The following is a 959-nucleotide window of genomic DNA, read 5'->3' as shown; positions in this document are numbered from 1 at the left end:
GATGGGTGCTGGAAATCTCATGCTATTCCCCGCTTGCTGCCAGGCCGCTGACCCCAAAACTACAATTGCGTCAGCTGGGAAAAAGCACGGCGCCATAAAGGCGCCGCTAGGCCAAAGGAGCAATCACGGAAGGCCTGGAAGATGGGAAAATCCTTATCGATGGCACTCTTTGTCGGCCATCATTAGCTTGTGCTCGCGGATCATTTGAGCCAGCACGTCGTCTACCAGCTTGTCATGCTTTTCCATCCAGGCCAGATGCTCTTCGGCAGACATGTTTGGCGCGGGATGTTCGTTGTGCAGCTGGCTCATGATGTCTTCGAGCATGTTCATATGCTCCTTCATGTGCACATGCCGCTCGCCGACCGGGGCCTTCTCCGCCTGGATCAGCACGGCTTCTGCTTTGTCGCGCATCTGCTGGATGCGCTCGAATACACGGTCGCTGCCCCCTTCGGCCCAAGCCATAGAAGAGAGCAGTAGCGAGCCAACCAGAAGCAAAGGTTTCAGCGATTTCATGGGACAGTCTCCATCAGTGCAAACTATGGCCGGCACCTCTGCTTTTGGTCTGTCGAGGGCCGAGAGCACAACCTAGTGCTCATGCTTGCACCTTAGACAAGCCACCCTGTCAGCGAGCTGAAGCCAGAATTACATTTTCGTAAGCTTCTGGTTGGGGCCGCGGTTTGCCTGCAAACTCAGGCCACCCGACTTTTGGAGTCTGCACACATGAAACTACTGGTAGCTGAAGACGAACCCAAAACCGGTACGTACCTCCAGCAAGGTCTCACCGAGGCTGGGTTCAATGTCGACCGGGTTATGACCGGTACAGATGCCCTTCAGCATGCACTTAGCGAAGCCTATGACCTGCTAATTCTGGATGTAATGATGCCTGGGCTGGACGGTTGGGAAGTGCTGCGCATGTTGCGCGCAGCAGGAAAAGACGTCCCCGTACTGTTCTTGACGGC

2 protein-coding genes are annotated in these 959 nt (G+C 55.4%); one reads left to right on the top strand and one right to left on the bottom strand.

Going from position 1 to position 959, the window contains the following annotated elements; all coding sequences use genetic code 11:
• Window positions 1-153: 153 nt before the first annotated feature.
• Window positions 154-513 (bottom strand): co-regulatory protein PtrA N-terminal domain-containing protein, encoded by a 360-nt coding sequence (locus tag PA6_RS22310; protein ID WP_003246763.1) that lies wholly within the window; start codon window positions 511-513, stop codon window positions 154-156.
• A gap of 207 nt (window positions 514-720) precedes the next feature.
• On the opposite strand from PA6_RS22310, the gene PA6_RS22305 reads away from it, so the two are divergent.
• On the top strand, window positions 721-959 hold a 239-nt coding region (locus PA6_RS22305), incomplete at its 3' end, for a response regulator (RefSeq protein WP_021703214.1).

The sequence above is a fragment of the Aquipseudomonas alcaligenes NBRC 14159 genome, from assembly GCF_000467105.1.
Classification (GTDB): Bacteria; Pseudomonadota; Gammaproteobacteria; order Pseudomonadales; family Pseudomonadaceae; genus Aquipseudomonas; species Aquipseudomonas alcaligenes.
Note: the sequence above shows the minus strand (reverse complement) of the source record. Positions and strands in the feature narration are given on the sequence as shown.